Here is a 14,924-nt window from a genome sequence, read left to right as displayed (position 1 = left end):
TTCCTTCTTAACCTGAAATCAGGGCATATTGTTTTAGTATTGCTTCGAGTTCTTTTTGGCTGGCAAGTTCCGGTAAAACCATCGGAAGACGTAAATATGCACTGTTAGTCAGACCCATGCGGTGTAATGCCCACTTTGGCATCACCGGATTTGGTTCAATGAACAACCCGCTATGCAATTTAATAATCGATTCATTGATCTCACGACACGCCAGCATATCGTCAGCCAGTGCCGCTTCGCACATGCGAGACATGGCATTAGGCACAACATTGGCGGTAACAGAAATGACCCCGTGACCACCGGCGCAAAGAAAATCACAACTAGTGCCGTCATCGCCGCTAAGCATCACAAAATCTTCATCCACCAGCGCCTGTGTGGCTTTAAGGCGTTCAATATCGCCGGTAGCATCTTTCAGTCCAACAATATTTTTATGCTTTGCCAGTTCAGCCACGGTTTCCGGCTGCATATCGGCTACAGTGCGGCCTGGCACATTATATAGAATAACCGGCAGATCAGTGGCATCGGCAATCGCGTTAAAATGCGCGATAATGCCTTTTTGTTGTGGTTTGTTGTAGTAAGGCACTACGCTGAGAAAACCATCGACGTCCAGTGCGGCCATCTGCTCACTCAGAAAAATGGCTTCAGAAGTGGAGTTAGCACCGGCACCTGCAATCACTGGAATGCGTTTATTAACCATCTTTACGGTCTTTCGCACAACTTCTACGTGCTCATCAAAGGGTAAAGTGGCTGATTCACCGGTAGTACCTACGGCAACGATGCCGTGAGTGCCCTGTTCGATATGAAAATCGACCAGTTTCTCCAGTGCTGGATAGTCTATCTCACCGCTGTCCAGCATCGGCGTGATAAGTGCAACGTAACTGCCTTTAAACATAGTCTCTCCGCATTTAGTGAGCGCACATGTTAAATACTCACCCCGGCAAAAACAAGCGCCCTGCCAGCTAATTTTCGATTATTTAGCGCACCTAAGGCGCTGGAATAGCAAAAAAACTCTGTGCTACCATCTTTATCAATTTTAATTACAGCGAGCCTTTATGAAACACCAACTCATTGTGACCATCCTGGGCACAGATAACAGCGGCATTTTAAGTGAAATAGCCACGCTGGTTTCAGAGCTGCACTGTAATATCCTGGACAGCAGACAAGGCATTTACGGCCGCGAATTTTCACTAACGATGATATTGGAAGGATCGCACCAGGCGATTACCCGCGCTGAATGCTCACTACCCCACTTATGTCAGCGGCTTAATTTGCTGTCGATGATGAAGCGCACGAGTCATCATGAAAAACAGAATCTTGAGCACCTGTTCGATGTGGAATTCAGTGGTAAAGATGCATCGGGACTTATCAAGGCGGTAACCGGATTTTTTGCCGAGCGGCAAACCTCTATCAGTGCCTTCCGGCAAAAAGTGTTTCGCGATGAGCATCAGAACGAAGAGCACATGCGGTGTAAATTTGTTATTAATGTACCTGACAGCATTGACCTTGAGCAGTTGCAATCTGAATTAATGGCCTTATTTGACCAGTTAAATGTAACCGGAAAAGTTGTCGACAAACACACTAAGGAGTCTCATGAACACACTTCAGGCTGGTGATAAAGCCCCTCAGTTTTCACTACCGGACCAAAATGGTGACACTGTTTCATTGTCTGCGTTGCAGGGTAAAAAGGTGCTGGTATATTTTTATCCTAAAGCCATGACGCCGGGCTGTACCACTCAGGCGCAGAGCCTGCGCGATTCAAAAAGCGCGCTGGATGAGCATAATGTGGTCGTGCTGGGCATCAGCCCAGATCCGGTCAAACGTCTGCCTAAATTTATTGAAAAGCACGAACTGAACTTTACTTTGCTGTCTGATGAAGATCATGCCGTGGCCGAGGAATTTGGCGTGTGGGGCCTTAAGAAATTCATGGGCAAGGAATACGATGGCATTCACCGTATCAGCTTTTTAGTTGATGAAAGTGGCAACATCGAACATGTCTTTAATAAATTCAAAACCAAGGACCACCATCAGGTGGTGCTGGATTATCTGCAAGGCAGTGCCGAATAGGTAATGAACACAAAAAAGGCCCGCTTACTGCGGGCCTTTCGCTATGTACTTATCAGGATATAAGACTACTACCGCCCACATCGCTACTCCAGGCGGTGATAAGGGCCTTAACCAGGGTAGCCAGCGGAATGGCAAAGAACACGCCCCAAAAGCCCCACAGTCCGCCAAAAAACAGCACGGCGATGATGATATACAAAGGGTGCAGACTGACAGCTTCTGAAAATAGTACCGGCACCAGTAAATTACCGTCAAGCGCCTGGATAATGCCGTAAGCTACCATCAGGTACCAGAACTGCGGAGTAATCCCCCACTGAAACATAGCAACCACCGCAACCGGAATCGTGACTACGGCTGCGCCAATATAGGGAATCAGTACCGATAGCCCAACCAGCACACCGAGCAAAATGGCATATCTCAGGTCCATCAGCACAAATGTAATACACGACACCGCACCCACAATGATAATTTCAATCACCTTGCCGCGAATATAATTGGCGATCTGAGTATTCATTTCATGTCCCACCTGAGTGATAAGCCGCCGTTCCTGCGGCAACACACCAGAGATACTCTGCACAAAAAACCGTTTGTCTTTGAGCATAAAAAACACCATCAACGGCACCAGAATGAGGTACACCAGCAGCGCAGCCACATTACCGATAGAGTGAACAGAGACTGAAATCAGCTGCTCACCCACTTCCACCAGTTTATCATTCAGTCCTTCCATCATCTGATGAATATGATAAACCTGTACGTAATCGGGGTATTTTTCCGGCAAGGTCAGCACCCAGTCCTGGGCATTTTGCCAAATAAGCGGCGTCTCCTGAATAAGATTAATACTTTGACGTGAGATAATCGGAACCAGCCCCACCAGAATACCGATACTGACCGCCACAAAGCCGAGCAGCACCATAGAACAGGCCAGAGTACGACCCAGCCCTATTCTGACCAGTCGGGTCACCGGCCAGTCGAGCAAATATGCGATCACGGCAGCCACCAATACTGGCATAATGAGTTCGCCCCACACCAGCAACACCGCCGCGGTCAGCAAAATCAAAATGAGCAGCATCGCTGCATCGGGATCTGAAAACTTGCGTCGGTACCAGCGACCGAACACATTAAACAAACTCATTAAAAAGTCTCAAATTTTTGTGCGCAAAAGCGCATCATAGGGTATGCACAGGTCCAGAGCAACCGACAAAAACTGCTTTTTAACCCATGGTTTAGCAGCTCCGGCTTGCCACTCATTTTTACTAGAATTGATACTGACGGAATAACATTGATTTTGTTCATTTGTGTATAGCAAAGCCACGTTAGCTTGGGCACAATAGCGATGGAATAAAATAAAAATGAAACTGTTCGGCTGCTCAGGCGTTCTAAGTAGCATTACGCCGGATTGCAGTTAAAAAAGGGCATGATGAAATCAATTGTGAAAAGAAGTATTCAGGCCGGCCTGGTGTTTTTCACCATGAGCCTGACGGCCGTTGCACAGGATGTATACAGTGATAAAAACGCCTTGCCTGAAATTGGTGTGGTGGCCTCTAGCGCCCTGCCGCTAAGTAAAGAAAAAATTATCGGCGATGCGGTTATGAAGCAAATGCGTGGACAGGCACCTTTGGTCATGGACCCGGTACTCGATGAGTATTTACAGGACCTGGGCAATCGTCTGGTTCGCTACGCAGACAGTGCCAAGTTTCCGTTTCATTTTTTCTGGGTGAATAATGACGCCATCAATGCTTTTGCCTTTTTTGGCGGCAATATTGGTGTGCACTCCGGGCTTATTCACCACGCCAAAAGTGAAAGCGAACTGGCCTCGGTACTGGCGCATGAAATCTCCCACGTCACCCAGCGCCATCTGGCGCGTAAAATAGAGTCGCAGCAAAAAACGGCACCGCTGGCACTGGCTTCCATGCTCGGTGGTGTATTGCTGGCCATTGCCAGCCCTGAAGCCGGCATGGCGGCGCTGGCTGGTAGCCAGGCTGCCAATGCCCAGATGCAGATAGACTACACCCGTTCCAACGAAGAAGAAGCTGACCGGATTGGTATTACCATGCTGGCTCATGCAGGATTTGACCCGAATGCCGCTGCTTCGTTTTTCTCCACCCTGAATGAAAAATACCGGCTGGTTTCGCAGCCCCCTGCCCGTTTGCTCTCGCATCCGCTAACCGAAACCCGGGTTGCCGATGCCAGAGCCCGAGCTGCTAACTTCCCCAGCGTATCGTTGGCACCGAGCTTGTCATTTCATCTGGCCAAGTCCCGTATTATGAGCCGGTACACCTTTGATAAACGGTACAGCCTGGATTACTACAGTAATGCGGTGAAAAACAAAAAATATGTTGTGCGTGAAGCCGCGCTTTATGGTCTTGCCCTTGCCTATCTGCGCAATGAACAGGCCGATAAGGCAGAGCCGATTATTAATGAGTTGTTAGCCCAGCGTCCGGAAAACCTGTTTTATCTGGATGCCGCCACAGATATTTCTCTGGCCCAGTCCAACTATGCACAAGCGACGGCCCGGCTGGCTCCGCATTTGTCCAGAACGCCACGCAACAAAGTGCTGGCCCTGAATCAGGCTAATGCATTGATTGAAGCCGGTGAACAGCAAAAAGCCATCAAGATTCTGCGCGACTATCTGTTGGTGGACAAAGAATACGAAGTGGCTTGGCAACTGCTGACCAGTGCCTATCAGCGCAGTGATGATCGCAAGGATATGCACCAGGCTAAAGCTGAAGTGTTCATGTTAAATGGTGCACACCAGCGCGCTATCGATGAGCTTCAGTTTGCCTATAACTACACCGGCGACAATCATCTTGAGAAACAAAAGATACGGGCCAGAATCAAGCAAATTCGTGAAGATGAAGAGCGCTTAAAGCGTTTGTAAGCCGGCGTTCAATGCCTGGTTAAGGCGCTCTACCGTCACCTCGCCCAGTAACCGCTGGCTGACCTGCCCTTGTGGATTAATAATATAGGTGGCAGGTAATGCCGGTGGCGCTGACACCGGCAAACGGGTATCGGGCGTAGCCACGATAACCGGAAACTGCATATTGTGCTGCTGTTTAAGTGCCGCCACTTCCTGCCTGGTAGCCGGGTCATAATTGATGGCAAATAACGTTACCCGCCCATCGTTTTGCCGGAAAAAAGCATTCAGCTGCGGAACTTCGCGCAGACAGGGTGCACACCAGGGGGCAAAATAATTGATGATCACCCAGCGTCCCTGTAATTCATCCCAGGTATGAGTTTGTCCGTCACTGGTGGTAAAGCCGGATGACGATGGCGGGTTTACAAGTGACTGGCTTAGCCAGCCACCGGTTAAAGCAATCAGCGCAATAGCAATGTATAACAAACGCTTACCGCCAAAAAGACCGGTGACTTTTTTTTCATTTGTCATGACAGGCTTTTTCCCTTCAACCTTGTTAGAATCCTGTTAAGCTTATCTTGGGCCTGATGGCCCGTCCACAGTAAACCGTTAAAAGGTAAAGATTTATGGAACGTATTCAGATATTGCATAACCCGCGCTGCTCTAAGTCACGACAGACATTACAACTGCTCGAGGATAAGGGTTATAGCGTGGAGGTTACTGAATACCTGAAAACACCGCTCAACCAGGCTCAACTGGCTGAATTATATACTCAGCTCGGGCTGGACACTGTTCTGGATATGATGCGGCCTAAAGAGGCTGAGTTTAAACAGGCCGGACTGGATAAGACAACGATCACTAAAGAACAGGCGTTTGCCGCCATTGTGGACTACCCCAAACTACTGGAACGCCCGGTTGTAATTTTCAATAATCAGGCGCGCATCGGCCGGCCACCAGAAGCGGTGCTGGAGATTCTGTAATGACGGAAATTCTGGTGCTCTACTATAGCCGTCATGGCAGCACTGCACGGCTGGCCCAGGCAATTGCAGCAGGCATTGAATCTGCGGGCTGCAGTGCACGTATTCGTACAGTGGCGCCTATCCGTGAATATCAAAGCAGTGAAGTGACCGCGGTACCCGACAACGGACCACCTTTTGTGTCCAAGCAGGATTTAAAAGAATGTGCCGGCCTGGCCCTGGGAAGTCCGACCCGCTTTGGGAACATGGCCGCGCCACTGAAACACTTTATCGACAGTACCAGCGATATTTGGCTAAAAGGTGAGTTGATTGATAAACCCTTTTGTGTGTTTACCTCTACCAGCAGCCTACACGGCGGTCAGGAGAGCACCCTGTTAACCATGGCAATCCCATTGCTGCACCAGGGAATGATTTACTGCGGTTTGCCCTACAGCGAACCGGCCCTGCATGACACCCGCACCGGTGGCACCCCTTATGGTGTAACACATGTGCAGAACAATCAGGGATTATCTTCCCATGAACAGCAACTGGCCGCGGCTATGGGTAAACGACTGGCTCAGATAGCCACCAAATTGCGTTAGGAGATCACTATGAAGCCTGCCACCCGCCTCCTTCGTTATGCCTCACTATGCAGCTATTTTGCGCTGTTAAGCTGGGTGGTGGCGTGGCACAGCCTGCTGGGTCAGAGTCGTTATTCTGCGGTGTTTGTGTTTGTAGTGTATGTGGCGCCTTTGTTACTACCACTGCGCGGACTACTTAAAGGCTCGGCATATACCCATGCCTGGGCAAACTTTGTGACTCTCATCTATCTGATTCACGGCATCACCATTGCCTATGCAGAACCGGAGGAACGAGGACTGGCACTGATTGAAATTGCGATCGCGGTACTGATGTTTATCAGTTGCAGTGGCTTTGCCCGGTGTCGGGGTCGTGAACTGGGACTGAGCCCCGGTAAGCTCAAAGATGCCATGGCCCGGGAAAAACAGTTGTTTGAGGATAGCGGCGAGTAACATACCGGCAGGTAGGCACTCACTACTGCAGGCATTGCCATTGTTAGTCTGCAGAGGTTACGCGTAACCTGAAATGCCGGGTTGTTTTTGTTATTACCTCACCACCACCGTGTTTACAAGCCCAGTTCCCGTTTCACCAATGCCACGGTGATTTTTCTTTGTTCCTGTAGTGAGCGGGTATCCAGCCGGTCGAGCATCTGCATCAAACTGGTGAGGTTACGGTCATAATGGGTGAGCAGAAACTGCAGGGCGGTAGCGGAAAAATTCAGCCCCTTTTGCTCAGCGCGATACTGCAACGCCAGCTTACGACTGTCATCATCCAGACTCTGCAACTGATAGGCCATGCCCCACTGCAGGCGAGAGCGAAGATCAGGTAACAAGAAGGCAGGATTTGCCGGGCCGATAGCAGAGGAGCACAAAATAACACAGGCTCGTTGTTCCATCACCCGGTTGAGTAAATCAAACAGCGCTTCTTCCCATTGCGGATCACCAGCAATGGCGTGAACATTATCCAGCGCAATAAACGCCAGGTTCTCCAGCCCGTCAAATACGCCAGGCGACCACTGCGCAGTATCGCTCAGGTTCAGGTAGATGTGGTCTACCTGACGATGGGCAATATGGTGACAGCAGGCATACAGCAGATGACTTTTACCCCGCCCTGAAGGCCCGGTAACTATACACAAGGGCAAGCGCTGATTGGCAAAGGCAGACAGCGCGGTCTGGGCTTGCCAGTGCGGCACGCTTGCAGCCAGCGATGAGAGCATAGTCACCAGTTGTTCATTACAGGTCGCGATAAAACTACTGAATGTTTCGTCTGCCGGAAGCGTGACAGGCAACGGCAACTGCATACTATTCGTTCCAGTAAAAATTAAATCCCTCAAGTGGCCGGCCCAGCGCATCGGTGACCGGGCGCAGGCGAGACTCTAATGACAAGGCATTGTTAAAATCATCAACACTGCCGGTCAGGGCAATATCAAACTGGGCAACCGGCCCATCCTGAGAGACCATGGCGGCACTCTTGATGACACTGAGCTCTGACAAAAAGCGCTGGGCGTGAACATATTTACGCAATGAATCCAGATTCGCCACTGAAATACGCAGTGTTCCGGCATTTGCCCCGTTGCTGCCTAACCCGACGGCAAAACGCTGCCCCAGATAATCGGCATAGGCATCCATCAGATTGGCCACCGCTTCTGGACCGGTACTTCCATAATATGTGCCAAACTGCGTTCGCTTACCATCCAGCAATACCCAGTCTGCCGCGATATCGCCCTGCCCGGCGTTTGCCGCCATAGATACGATCTTAGGTGCAGGCTCAACGGGGGTGTCAGCAATCATATCCTCAGACTCGCTCAACACATCCTGTTCATTCAGGTCAGACGCTGCTTCAGCCTGCTCGTCCCCGGACGGCTGTCCTTGTTCATAGGCAAACGCCAGATTGCTGTTAGACAGCGCCTGCTCCAGACGTTCTTCGGTTGTCAGAAATTGGCCGGCATTGTCTGCCTGCCGGGGATGTAACCGGACGCCCAGAATCAAATCAGGCTGATAGCGCTCGGATGCGCGGCGCAGCACGCCGGTAAACTGACCCCAGACATCAGTCACACTGATCGCACCGGCATCCGTCAGGTCCATCAGGGGTAAGCTAACCGGCACCCCCCTCGCCTGACTGACCTGACGAAGCTGCCGGGTGGTGTCATCCTGTTGTTCTTCACGCAAAATCCAGCGTTGTCCGCTATCGTCCTGACCTGCCAGCCATAATAACGTATCGGGTCGGCGTTGCCCCCATAATGAAAGCGACTCACGCTGCAAAATACGTACAAGTGACTGTCTTGAAAATTCTGCTACATAGTAAAGCTGGCCATCACGGGTCTGATATTCATAAGACACCAAATACTGAGAAGGCGAGCGTAGCGCTGTTTTCACCCCGGCGTTATCCAGTACAGATTTATCGCCGGTCATCTTGATAAATACCCGTTGCAGTGCTTGTGTCTGCGCCCCCTTGCGGGCGCTGGCCGCCTGACTGTCTACTTTCACTCCCGCTTTATTTGTTTCAATCAATGCACTGGCCTGTGCCGGCGCAGCGTTAAATAGCGCCGGCGCAACCAGCAAACAGCATGTCAGGGCAATGCCTGATATAAGATTAGATTTTGATGGGAACATGAATAGGACTCTGTACTCCAGGTTCGATGAACGTCGCCTCGATGTTGGGGCTATTGTGGGGCATTTAGCGTTTTTTTTCACTAACAAATTACCCTTACCCCCCGAGTTTTCCGGTATTTAGCAAAATATGGGCAGGTGGTCAGTCCCAGGATAATTGGACTTAGTCTGGCTAGCTGGTAGAATCCGCGTTTTTCCATCCTTCCTTTCAGGGCAGAACAGTGAGCGACAACAAAACATCCTTAAGCTACAAAGACGCAGGCGTTGATATTGATGCCGGAAACCAGCTGGTTGATCGAATTAAATCTGTAACCAAGCGGACGCATCGTCCGGAAGTCAAAGGTGGACTGGGTGGCTTCGGTGCCCTGTGTGAGCTGCCGGCAAAATACAAACGGCCGTTACTGGTTTCAGGTACTGACGGGGTAGGCACAAAACTGCGTCTGGCGATGGATGCCGGTGAGCATCAGGGCGTGGGTATTGATTTGGTCGCCATGTGTGTGAACGACCTGATTGTACAGGGCGCAGAGCCGCTGTTTTTCCTGGATTATTATGCCACCGGCAAGCTGGATGTTGATGTAGCAGCAACCGTGGTTACCGGTATCGGCGAAGGTTGCGAGCAAGCCGGTTGCGCGCTGATTGGCGGTGAAACTGCGGAGATGCCTGGCATGTATCATGGCGGCGACTATGACATTGCAGGGTTTTGCGTTGGTGTTGTTGAAGCGGATGATGTGATTGACGGCACCAAGGTACAGGCTGGTCAGAAACTGATCGCACTGGGTTCTTCTGGTCCTCACTCCAATGGATATTCACTGGTCAGAAAAGTACTGGAAGTCAGTGGTGCCAGTCTGGACGAGCAACTTGGTGATAAGTCGCTGAAGGATCACCTTCTGGCACCTACCCGAATTTATGTCAAATCGGTGCTGGCGCTGCTTGAAAAATACGATGTAAAAGCCATTTCACATATTACGGGCGGCGGCTTCTGGGAAAATATTCCACGGGTCCTGCCCGATACTGCCAAAGTGATTATTGAAGAAAATAGCTGGCAATGGCCACAGGTGTTTGACTGGTTGCAGCAACAGGGCAATATCACCACCCACGAAATGTATCGCACCTTTAACTGTGGTGTAGGCCTGGTGCTGGTTGTTGACGAGCAGGATGTGGATGGTGCATTGGCTCTGCTGCAGGAACAAGGTGAAAAAGCATGGCTGATTGGCCATATTGAAGATCGTAATGACGAAGCGCAGGTAGAAATTCAATAATCATGACCCAACCGATGAATATTTGTGTACTGATATCGGGTAATGGCAGCAATCTGCAGGCAATTATTGATGCCTGCGCTGCCGGTTCAGTGAATGGCCAGATTACCCGGGTTATTTCAAACGTCCCGGGGGCCTATGGTCTGGCCCGGGCTGAGCAGGCCGGTATTGCGTTCAGCGTGATTAATCATAAAGATTATGCCAGCCGTGAAGACTACGACGCTGCATTACAGGCTGAAATTGAGGAGGCTGATGCCCAGTGCGTTGCTCTGGCCGGTTTTATGCGAATTCTCACACCTGCATTTGTTGAACATTTTGCCGGGCGGCTATTGAACATTCATCCTTCCTTGTTGCCCAAGTACAAAGGGCTGAATACGCATCAGCGGGCAATTGATAACAAAGATAGCGAGCATGGTGTCAGTGTTCACTTTGTTACACCGGAACTTGACGGTGGACCGGTGATCATTCAGAGCCGGGTGCCAGTATTTGAAGAAGATACCGCAGAAGATTTGTCTGAGCGGGTCCGTGAGCAGGAGTTACGGATTTACCCACTGGTAATCAGGTGGTTCTGTGACGGCCGCTTGGGCATGCAGGAAAATAAGGCGACGTTAGACAATGAATTTATTCCCACATCGGGTTACGCAAGCGATTAAACACAGTACTGCTGCCATTTGTATCGCAGCAGTCAGTACATCAGTACTGGCTGAGGACGCTGAATCTCTGCCGGATTTGGTGCCGTTTGAAGCCAGCTATACTGCTTACAAATGGGATGATGATATTGGTGGCGCCAGCATGAAGCTCGAAGCGCTGGCCGAAAATCAGTATTCTCTCACCTACTCTTCAGACGTGTCGAAGTTCTTTTTGTCTGATGAACGGTTTGAGCATTCGATATTTTTTGTCCGGGGCCATGAACTCGAGCCTTACGAGTATCATTATAAACGAACCGGTACGGGTCCGGATGATGAGCTGGATATTCAGTTCTCCAAAGAACCGAAGCCAGAAGTGCAAATTAGCCAGAAAGACAACCTGAGCTGGCAGGGTGAGCTGGATAACCAGCTTTATCGCATTGATATCGCCCGGCAGCTTGCCGCTGGTAATGAAAAACTCAGCTATCAGTTTATCAATTACCGTGGTGAGAAACGGGAGTACGGTATCAAAGTCATGGGGCCGGAGACCTTGTCCCTTCCCTACGGCAAACTTGAGACGATTAAAGTGAAGCTGGTACGGGATAACAATACCCGTGAAACTTATGCCTGGTTTGCTCCGAAGCTCGACTTCAACCTTGTTCGGTTACGTCAGTTCAAAGACGGTGACGAACAGGGCGATATTAAGTTAAACACTTATCGTCATTTGTAAAATATTTTATCACAGGGGCCCGTCACCTCCTCGCCTCTGTGATTCTTCTTTTCCTTACCTAAAACTACCGCTTTTACTTGATTTTTTGGCCTCAAATAGATAGTTTTACATCAAGCTGGTCTGACCTCGAATCTGTAGTTATTTACAGGATCGTAACAAAAGACTGCTCACCGCCAAATTTTTCAGGAGTGTAAAAATGGCAGATTTTGTCTGGTTTTTAATTGTCGTAGCGGCACTTGGTGTTGCCAGCTACAAACAAATTGGCTTGGTGAATACCATTGCCCTGTCTGGTGCCGTGATGGTGATTGGCACTCTGTTCGGTGATATTGGCTGGCTCGGCTGGCTGATATATCTGCTGCTGGCAATTCCTTTTGGTGTTGCCGATATTCGTAAACCCTATATCACGCGCAAACTACTGGCTTTTTATAAAAAGGTCATGCCGGAGATGTCCCGCACAGAGCAGGAAGCCATCGATGCAGGTACAGTCTGGTGGGATGGCGACATCTTCAGTGGTAAGCCTGACTGGGATAAACTTCACGGCATCCCGAAAGGGCGACTGACTGCCGAGGAACAGGCGTTTCTGGATGGCCCTGTAGACCGGGTCTGTCAAATGGTGGACGAGTGGGACATTAATCATAACCGCGCCGATTTACCGCCTGAGATCTGGGACTACCTGAAAGAACACAAGTTCTTCGCCATGATTATCAAAAAGCAGTACGGTGGCCTTGAGTTTTCTGCCTATGCTCAGTCTCGTGTGTTACAAAAACTGGCTGGTGTCAGTGCGGTGCTTTCCAGTACCGTTGGCGTTCCCAATTCACTGGGCCCGGGCGAGTTGCTGCAACACTATGGAACAAAAGAACAGCAGGACCACTACCTGCCGCGCCTGGCCGAAGGTAAAGAAGTTCCCTGTTTTGCCCTGACCGGCCCAGAGGCTGGCTCAGATGCAGGTGCAATTCCTGATGTGGGCGTGGTCTGTAAAGGACAGTGGGAAGGCGAGGAAGTTATCGGCATGCGTCTGACTTTCAGCAAGCGCTACATTACGCTGGCGCCAGTAGCCACTGTTATTGGTTTGGCGTTCAAACTGCAGGATCCGGACGGTTTATTAGGTGATAACCAAGATCTGGGCATTACCTGTGCGCTGATTCCACGGGACACCAAAGGTCTGGATATCGGCCGACGCCACTTCCCGCTGAATACTCCATTCCAGAATGGCCCGATTCGTGGCGAAGATATTTTTGTGCCGCTAGATTACATTATCGGTGGTCAGAAAATGGCTGGTCAGGGCTGGCGCATGCTGGTTGAGTGTTTATCAGTGGGTCGTTGTATCACGCTGCCGTCAACAGCTGCCGGTGGGGCAAAAACACTGGCGCTTGCTACAGGTGCCTATGCGCGTATTCGTCGTCAGTTCCGGATTCCGGTAGGCGCAATGGAAGGCGTTGAGGAAATGCTTGGCCGGATCGGTGGTAATGCTTATCTGATGGACGCAGTCACTCGCTTCTCCACTGTGGGTGTGGATTTAGGTGAAAAGCCATCGGTTATCTCTGCCATCAGTAAATATCACCTGACCGAAAAAATGCGCCAGGCAGTAAGCGATTCCATGGACGTTCACGGCGGTAAAGGCATCATGCTTGGGCCAAATAACTACCTCGGCCGGGCTTATCAGGGGGCGCCTATCTCGATTACCGTAGAAGGTGCGAATATCCTGACCCGCAACATGATGATTTTTGGTCAGGGCGCAATGCGTTGTCACCCTTACGTGCTTAAAGAAATTGCTGCCGCCAACCTTGATGATCGCAGTGAACAGCTTGAAGCATTTGATAAAGCCGTGTTTGGTCATATTGGCTTTGCTATATCGAATCAGGTGCGCAGTTTCTGGTTTGGTCTGACCGCTAACGCATTCAGTAAAGCACCGTTTAGCGACGATACTGCCCGCTATTACAAGCTGCTGCAAGGTTACAGTTCAAACCTGGCATTCATGGCCGATGTGTCAATGGGTGTGCTTGGTGGTGATTTGAAACGTCGTGAACGCTTGTCAGCGCGTCTGGGCGATATCTTAAGTGGTATTTTCCTTGCCAGTGCAACCTTGAAGCGCTACGACGAGGAAGGCCGCTTGCAGGAAGATGCTCCTATGATGCACTGGGCTGTACAACAATGTTTGTATGATATTGAAACAGCCATTGTGGACTTTTTGGCAAACTTCCCTTCACGTCCGGTTGCCGCCATGTTGAAAGTAATGGTAATGCCATTGGGCCGTCGCTGTGCCAAGCCGTCTGATCGTCTTGAACATGCGATTGCTGCTATGCTGCAAAAACCTTCATCAGCGCGTACCCGCCTTGGCGACGGTCAGTATCTGACTCGTGAAGAAGGTAATTTGTTTGCTGACCTTGAGCAGACACTGGAAAATGTTCTGGCATGTGAGCCAATTTTTGAACGTATCTGTAAGGCGCGTGAAGCTAAATTGCCGTTCACTAACCTGGACAAACTTGCAGATAGCGCACTGGAAGAAGGCATTATTGACGCTGCCGAAGCAAAACTGCTGAAGGAAACAGAAGCAGGACGTTTACGCACGATCAACGTAGATGACTTCGCACATGAAGAACTGGTTGCTGGCGTACAAAATCAGGATTCACAGAAATCCTCTGCTGTCGCCTGATTTACAGAGTTAACGTCTAAGCCCGCCGAAGTGCGGGCTTTTTTTTGGCTGGATGAAACTGCAGGCAATGACCTGAGAGCATCATCTTCACGACAACACAGACAGTCACTTTTATTCAGCACACCTAAAGCAATCACTGCCAGCGTAATAACGCAGACAGTCACTTTTATACAGCGCACCTAAAGTAACCACCGCCAGCGCAACAACACAGACAGTCACTTTTATTCAGCACCCCTAAAGTAACCACCACCAGCGCAACAACACAGACAGTCACTTTTATTCATCCCACCCAAAGTAACCACCGCCAGCGAAATAACGCAGACAGTCACTTTTATCCACCCCACCCAAAGTTACCGTCACCAGCGTAATAACGCAGACAGTCACTTTTATACAGCGCACCTAAAGTAACCTTCACCAGCGTAATAACGCAGACAGTCACTTTTATACAGCGCACCCAAAGTAACCTTCACCAGCGTAATAACGCAGCCAGTCACTTTTATTCAGCACCTCTAAAGTAACCGTCACCAGCGTAATAACGCAGACAGTCACTTTTATACAGCGCACCCAAAGTAACCTTCACCAGCGTAATAACGCAGCCAG

At 50.0% G+C, this 14,924-nt stretch carries 15 protein-coding genes; 10 read left to right on the top strand and 5 right to left on the bottom strand.

The features are described 5' to 3' along the window. Positions 1-7: 7 nt before the first annotated feature. Positions 8-892 carry a 4-hydroxy-tetrahydrodipicolinate synthase gene (dapA, locus tag EZV72_RS08500; protein WP_137166843.1) on the bottom strand — a complete coding sequence of 295 codons (885 nt, stop codon included), beginning with the start codon at positions 890-892 and terminating at the stop codon, positions 8-10. A 160-nt stretch (positions 893-1,052) separates the two neighbouring features. Here dapA and EZV72_RS08495 point away from each other — a divergent pair, with 160 nt between their 5' ends. Both EZV72_RS08495 and bcp read left to right on the top strand, forming a co-directional pair. Beyond that, positions 1,053-1,613, top strand: coding sequence for a glycine cleavage system protein R (locus EZV72_RS08495; RefSeq protein ID WP_137166842.1), 561 nt, complete (start codon positions 1,053-1,055; stop codon positions 1,611-1,613). Further along, positions 1,591-2,064: a thioredoxin-dependent thiol peroxidase gene (gene bcp, locus EZV72_RS08490; protein ID WP_137166841.1), complete on the top strand. Its 474-nt coding sequence runs from the start codon at positions 1,591-1,593 to the stop codon at positions 2,062-2,064. Before EZV72_RS08495 ends, bcp begins: the two co-directional genes overlap by 23 nt. A gap of 52 nt (positions 2,065-2,116) precedes the next feature. Here bcp and EZV72_RS08485 read toward each other — a convergent pair whose 3' ends face one another. Continuing rightward, entirely contained in the window at positions 2,117-3,187 is a 1,071-nt protein-coding gene (locus tag EZV72_RS08485) for an AI-2E family transporter (RefSeq protein ID WP_137168704.1), read from the bottom strand. A 291-nt stretch (positions 3,188-3,478) separates the two neighbouring features. Here EZV72_RS08485 and bepA point away from each other — a divergent pair, with 291 nt between their 5' ends. Further along, positions 3,479-4,939 carry a beta-barrel assembly-enhancing protease gene (bepA, locus tag EZV72_RS08480; protein ID WP_137168703.1) on the top strand — a complete coding sequence of 487 codons (1,461 nt, stop codon included), beginning with the start codon at positions 3,479-3,481 and terminating at the stop codon, positions 4,937-4,939. Here bepA and EZV72_RS08475 read toward each other — a convergent pair. Beyond that, a complete protein-coding gene (locus tag EZV72_RS08475) occupies positions 4,925-5,446 on the bottom strand; it encodes a TlpA family protein disulfide reductase (RefSeq protein ID WP_137166840.1) in 522 nt (173 codons plus the stop codon). The genes bepA and EZV72_RS08475 overlap by 15 nt on opposite strands. A 95-nt stretch (positions 5,447-5,541) precedes the next feature. On the opposite strand from EZV72_RS08475, the gene arsC reads away from it, so the two are divergent. Genes arsC through EZV72_RS08460 form a run of 3 tightly spaced genes read left to right on the top strand, consistent with a single transcriptional unit; the run spans position 5,542 to position 6,902 of the window. Further along, entirely contained in the window at positions 5,542-5,895 is a 354-nt protein-coding gene (gene arsC / locus EZV72_RS08470) for an arsenate reductase (glutaredoxin) (protein WP_137166839.1), read from the top strand. Continuing rightward, positions 5,895-6,473, top strand: coding sequence for an NAD(P)H:quinone oxidoreductase (wrbA, locus tag EZV72_RS08465; protein ID WP_137166838.1), 579 nt, complete (start codon positions 5,895-5,897; stop codon positions 6,471-6,473). Before arsC ends, wrbA begins: the two co-directional genes overlap by 1 nt. A 9-nt stretch (positions 6,474-6,482) precedes the next feature. After that, complete coding sequence (locus EZV72_RS08460; RefSeq protein ID WP_137166837.1) at positions 6,483-6,902, top strand: DUF2069 domain-containing protein; 420 nt, start codon at positions 6,483-6,485, stop codon at positions 6,900-6,902. A 113-nt stretch (positions 6,903-7,015) separates the two neighbouring features. Here the strand turns inward: EZV72_RS08460 and hda are convergent, their stop codons facing one another. Then, positions 7,016-7,750, bottom strand: coding sequence for a DnaA regulatory inactivator Hda (hda, locus tag EZV72_RS08455; protein ID WP_137166836.1), 735 nt, complete (start codon positions 7,748-7,750; stop codon positions 7,016-7,018). 1 nt (position 7,751) lies between these two features. Then, a complete protein-coding gene (locus EZV72_RS08450) occupies positions 7,752-9,062 on the bottom strand; it encodes a DUF2066 domain-containing protein (RefSeq protein WP_137166835.1) in 1,311 nt (436 codons plus the stop codon). Positions 9,063-9,280: 218 nt separating this feature from the next. On the opposite strand from EZV72_RS08450, the gene purM reads away from it, so the two are divergent. The 4 genes from purM to fadE all read left to right on the top strand — a co-directional run bounded on the left by purM (position 9,281) and on the right by fadE (position 14,324). Beyond that, positions 9,281-10,318, top strand: coding sequence for a phosphoribosylformylglycinamidine cyclo-ligase (gene purM / locus EZV72_RS08445; RefSeq protein WP_137166834.1), 1,038 nt, complete (start codon positions 9,281-9,283; stop codon positions 10,316-10,318). Continuing rightward, complete coding sequence (gene purN / locus EZV72_RS08440) at positions 10,318-10,968, top strand: phosphoribosylglycinamide formyltransferase (RefSeq protein ID WP_408640844.1); 651 nt, start codon at positions 10,318-10,320, stop codon at positions 10,966-10,968. The genes purM and purN overlap by 1 nt, the downstream gene beginning before the upstream one ends. Further along, positions 10,931-11,671, top strand: a complete 741-nt coding sequence (locus tag EZV72_RS08435; protein WP_137166832.1) for a DUF3108 domain-containing protein — start codon at positions 10,931-10,933, stop codon at positions 11,669-11,671. Before purN ends, EZV72_RS08435 begins: the two co-directional genes overlap by 38 nt. A 196-nt stretch (positions 11,672-11,867) precedes the next feature. Continuing rightward, positions 11,868-14,324 carry an acyl-CoA dehydrogenase FadE gene (gene fadE, locus EZV72_RS08430; protein ID WP_137166831.1) on the top strand — a complete coding sequence of 819 codons (2,457 nt, stop codon included), beginning with the start codon at positions 11,868-11,870 and terminating at the stop codon, positions 14,322-14,324. The last annotated feature ends 600 nt before the right edge of the window (positions 14,325-14,924 follow it).

This window comes from Salinimonas lutimaris (assembly GCF_005222225.1).
Taxonomy (GTDB): Bacteria; Pseudomonadota; Gammaproteobacteria; order Enterobacterales; family Alteromonadaceae; genus Alteromonas; species Alteromonas lutimaris.
This window is presented reverse-complemented; position numbering and strand designations above follow the sequence as displayed.

What these genes read in the sequence shown, in the direction of transcription:
- dapA (WP_137166843.1), bottom strand. Translation starts at nt 892, where the DNA reads ATGTTTAAAGGCAGTTACGTTGCACTTATCACGCCGATGCTGGACAGC.
- EZV72_RS08495 (WP_137166842.1), top strand. Translation starts at nt 1,053, where the DNA reads ATGAAACACCAACTCATTGTGACCATCCTGGGCACAGATAACAGCGGC.
- bcp (WP_137166841.1), top strand. Translation starts at nt 1,591, where the DNA reads ATGAACACACTTCAGGCTGGTGATAAAGCCCCTCAGTTTTCACTACCG.
- bepA (WP_137168703.1), top strand. Translation starts at nt 3,479, where the DNA reads ATGAAATCAATTGTGAAAAGAAGTATTCAGGCCGGCCTGGTGTTTTTC.
- EZV72_RS08475 (WP_137166840.1), bottom strand. Translation starts at nt 5,446, where the DNA reads ATGACAAATGAAAAAAAAGTCACCGGTCTTTTTGGCGGTAAGCGTTTG.
- arsC (WP_137166839.1), top strand. Translation starts at nt 5,542, where the DNA reads ATGGAACGTATTCAGATATTGCATAACCCGCGCTGCTCTAAGTCACGA.
- wrbA (WP_137166838.1), top strand. Translation starts at nt 5,895, where the DNA reads ATGACGGAAATTCTGGTGCTCTACTATAGCCGTCATGGCAGCACTGCA.
- EZV72_RS08460 (WP_137166837.1), top strand. Translation starts at nt 6,483, where the DNA reads ATGAAGCCTGCCACCCGCCTCCTTCGTTATGCCTCACTATGCAGCTAT.
- hda (WP_137166836.1), bottom strand. Translation starts at nt 7,750, where the DNA reads ATGCAGTTGCCGTTGCCTGTCACGCTTCCGGCAGACGAAACATTCAGT.
- EZV72_RS08450 (WP_137166835.1), bottom strand. Translation starts at nt 9,062, where the DNA reads ATGTTCCCATCAAAATCTAATCTTATATCAGGCATTGCCCTGACATGC.
- EZV72_RS08435 (WP_137166832.1), top strand. Translation starts at nt 10,931, where the DNA reads ATGAATTTATTCCCACATCGGGTTACGCAAGCGATTAAACACAGTACT.
- fadE (WP_137166831.1), top strand. Translation starts at nt 11,868, where the DNA reads ATGGCAGATTTTGTCTGGTTTTTAATTGTCGTAGCGGCACTTGGTGTT.